Source organism: Kaistella haifensis DSM 19056 (assembly GCF_000735695.2).
In the GTDB taxonomy this organism is placed as follows: Bacteria; Bacteroidota; Bacteroidia; order Flavobacteriales; family Weeksellaceae; genus Kaistella; species Kaistella haifensis.
Genome location: NZ_JASZ02000061.1, coordinates 1 through 2,878, shown reverse-complemented (window position 1 = coordinate 2,878; position 2,878 = coordinate 1). Strand labels below are relative to the sequence as shown.

Genomic DNA, 2,878 nt, shown 5'->3' with positions numbered 1-2,878 from the left:
TTAGTTTTGAATTAGAGAGGTATCTAAACAACTGATATTCTGAATCTATCGATAAATATTCTGCAGAAATATTTATTGCAATGAGTTCTAAATCAGATAATTTTGGTTTAATTGGTTTGAAATAAAAATTTTCTTTGATGGTTAATTTTCTTAATTCCTTTAAAATAAAATCGTAAATTGCATCTAGGTTATTCATAATGTATTAGATTGGTAGTCAATACAATATACGAAATTTTCGTATTATGAGTAACCTTTTTTATAATGCACTACGGGTTGACTTTATATATCGATACCCTTACAAATGGTTTTACCTCTAGTTTATACGCAACATTCAACTCTATTTCAAAAGCAGGCGGAAAACTTAAAAAAGGATCAAAAGGAGTTGTTATTGAATTTTTCAGTTTTGTATATAAGCATCGGGAAACTTTAAATCTTACACTTTGGAGCATATTAAAAATATGAGTTCCGCAGAACTGCAGCAAATAAATAAATATCCGGTGATTAAAAATTATGTAGTTTTTAATTCAAATCAGATTGAAAATTTAGAAGATTTAAATTTGAATATTGATTTAGATGAAGCCCAAGATTTAGAATTTGTTGATCAAATAAATTGTGAAAATTTCGTTCAAAAATTAATTGAAAACGCATCGCTGAAAGTTAAATTTGAACAGATTTCACATGGTAGTTACTCCCCGATTTTTGATTATATTAAGATGCCTTTAAAAAAACATTTCGTTTCAGAAGTGAAATTTTATACGACCTTATTTCATGAAATTATTCATTGGACAGGACACGAAAAAAGATTAAACAGAAATCTTCGTGAAGGATTTAATGACAAAATTAAGTATTCATTTGAAGAACTAATTGCCGAAATGGGTTCAATGCTTTTGGCGCTTCAATTTGGAATTACTGACGAACTTTTGAATTCAATTAGATACCTTAAAGGGTGGTCCGATACCCACAAAGAAAATCGAATTGAAGATATTAAAAATGCCTTCATTCAATCAAAAAAAGCAAAGAAATATTTAGAACAATTTTAAGAAATCAACCTCTCATTTTATGAGAGGTTTTTTTTGTTTTTATTGATAGGAACTTTAATAAAAATTGGAAAAATTGGATGCCCAATTTTTCATTTTTAAGCACACTGTTTTTTTAAATAGTAGATCGCAATTCGAAGTAGATAAAATCGAAATGTATTGTTGTAGGTTTTTAAATTTATACAATAATACGGGAGATATTTTGTTCAATATAGGAAGCCGATTTCTGGCTCATCTCACCCACCCGCATTTTTTGAAATGTTTTTTCCGACTATGGAAGTAGGGTTGTTTTCTTAAAACTGATTGGAGATTTTAAAATAAAGTAGAAGAAAGATGAAAATTGAAAAGTGTTGTAGGTCGAGAAGTGTCTTTGTCAGGACAAAAATAAATTTTGCTTTGCAAAATTGGATTTTTATCCACGCCAAATACATCTCGTTTTGCTCCCGTTGGTCGGCAAAATAAATTTTAAGTTCTCAGATATATTATTGAATGAAAATTATGAAAAGTAAGAAAATTGAAGTGAGAGTAACGTTGCAAGAAAGAGATGAAATTATTGCAAAATCTAGGGAGGCTGGTTTATCCATTTCTGAATATATGAGAAGATCCGCAATTGATAAAAAATTAAATGTGCGTTTTTCAAAAGAAGAATTAGAGGCTTGGAAAAATCTAACTTATATCAGTAACGCTTTGAAAAATCTAGGGAATATTTTAAATAAAAAAATAGGGAAGATTTGATTTTAGAATTGAAAAAAATCAATGCAGAATTAAAAGTTGAAATATTAAAATTTTTAAAATGACAGCAAGTGCAAAATCTGTAAAAGGGAGTACGCAGGGAGTCGATTATCTTATTGATGAAAGAAAAGGATAAAAAAGCGAACGAATATTCCTCTCATTACAGCACAAAAACCGACCAAGTTTTAACTAGAAAATTAAATTCTAACAAAAATATTTGGTATAGAGACTTTTTTGACTATTTCGCAGTCACTACAAACGACGAAATGAAGTGGAAACTCTCAAATGAAACGCAAAATTTTGAAGGCTACAAACTTCAAAAAGCAGCTACAAAATTTGCTGGAAGAGATTGGACGGCTTGGTTTTCAAAAGATGTAAATATTTCTGAAGGACCTTACAAATTTAGAGGTTTACCTGGATTGATTTTCATTTTGGAAGACAGTCAAAAATATTTTGTTTACAAACTTGTGAAAAACATAAAACTTCCAAAAACATACGACACAAAGGAATTTGTTGAAACACATTACGGAAAAACCGCACTTCCCGTAACAAACGAGAAGTTTAACAAATACATTCAGGAAATTTATGCAGACCCAATAAGAATGTTTTCTGCTCAAATAAAAGATGGAGGAAAAGCGACATTTAAAAATGAAACTGTTGAAAGCATGGAAGAACTTAATAAGAAAAAAGCAATGTTGCAAAATGGAATTAAAAGCAGATATATTTATATTGAAAAAGACAAAGCGCCAAAATTCAATTAAAAAACACTGCAGGTAACATAGGTAACCGTTGCACAACTCCACATTTTCAGTAATTTCCAAAGTAAAACCATAAAAAACGGCCTCCTTTAAAGCGATTTAAGGGAGGTTTCTATTTTTGTCGGGCAAAGGAGCTGAGGTTTTCGGGTGGCTTAAATTGAAGTGATCAGCGAACTGTGGAACCGGTTTAGAAAAAGCCGGAGTATCCCTTCCGGAAGGTGCATAATCTGGGCATTGCTTTTTGGTTTCCGGGAGATAAACTTCAGGTACTTCTTCAGGTTGTAAGCCAAAGCGGCCATTAAAACATGCTTGTTGGCGTTTTTCATGCCCCGCGTGTTGACCCTCTTCATG

The 2,878-nt window shown here is 31.0% G+C and carries 4 protein-coding genes and 2 pseudogenes; 4 read left to right on the top strand and 2 right to left on the bottom strand.

Going from position 1 to position 2,878, the window contains the following annotated elements; all coding sequences use genetic code 11:
- Window positions 1-196, bottom strand: a pseudogene (locus AP75_RS14560) (IS982 family transposase); the annotation flags it as partial.
- 65 nt (window positions 197-261) lie between these two features.
- Between AP75_RS14560 and AP75_RS14910 the strand changes: the two are divergent.
- The 4 genes from AP75_RS14910 to AP75_RS13610 all read left to right on the top strand — a co-directional run bounded on the left by AP75_RS14910 (window position 262) and on the right by AP75_RS13610 (window position 2,530).
- Window positions 262-462 carry an ArdC-like ssDNA-binding domain-containing protein gene (locus AP75_RS14910; RefSeq protein ID WP_088264981.1) on the top strand — a complete coding sequence of 67 codons (201 nt, stop codon included), beginning with the start codon at window positions 262-264 and terminating at the stop codon, window positions 460-462.
- 35 nt (window positions 463-497) lie between these two features.
- Complete coding sequence (locus AP75_RS13620; RefSeq protein ID WP_143755924.1) at window positions 498-1,040, top strand: zincin-like metallopeptidase domain-containing protein; 543 nt, start codon at window positions 498-500, stop codon at window positions 1,038-1,040.
- Window positions 1,041-1,535: 495 nt separating this feature from the next.
- Window positions 1,536-1,772 (top strand): plasmid mobilization protein, encoded by a 237-nt coding sequence (locus AP75_RS13615; protein ID WP_143755922.1) that lies wholly within the window; start codon window positions 1,536-1,538, stop codon window positions 1,770-1,772.
- 116 nt (window positions 1,773-1,888) lie between these two features.
- Window positions 1,889-2,530 carry a GLPGLI family protein gene (locus AP75_RS13610; RefSeq protein ID WP_051872748.1) on the top strand — a complete coding sequence of 214 codons (642 nt, stop codon included), beginning with the start codon at window positions 1,889-1,891 and terminating at the stop codon, window positions 2,528-2,530.
- A 238-nt stretch (window positions 2,531-2,768) separates the two neighbouring features.
- On the opposite strand, the pseudogene AP75_RS14945 reads toward AP75_RS13610, so the two are convergent.
- A pseudogene (locus AP75_RS14945) lies at window positions 2,769-2,878 on the bottom strand (transposase); the annotation flags it as partial.

What these genes read in the sequence shown, in the direction of transcription:
- AP75_RS14910 (WP_088264981.1), top strand. Translation starts at nt 262, where the DNA reads ATGCACTACGGGTTGACTTTATATATCGATACCCTTACAAATGGTTTT.
- AP75_RS13615 (WP_143755922.1), top strand. Translation starts at nt 1,536, where the DNA reads ATGAAAAGTAAGAAAATTGAAGTGAGAGTAACGTTGCAAGAAAGAGAT.
- AP75_RS13610 (WP_051872748.1), top strand. Translation starts at nt 1,889, where the DNA reads ATGAAAGAAAAGGATAAAAAAGCGAACGAATATTCCTCTCATTACAGC.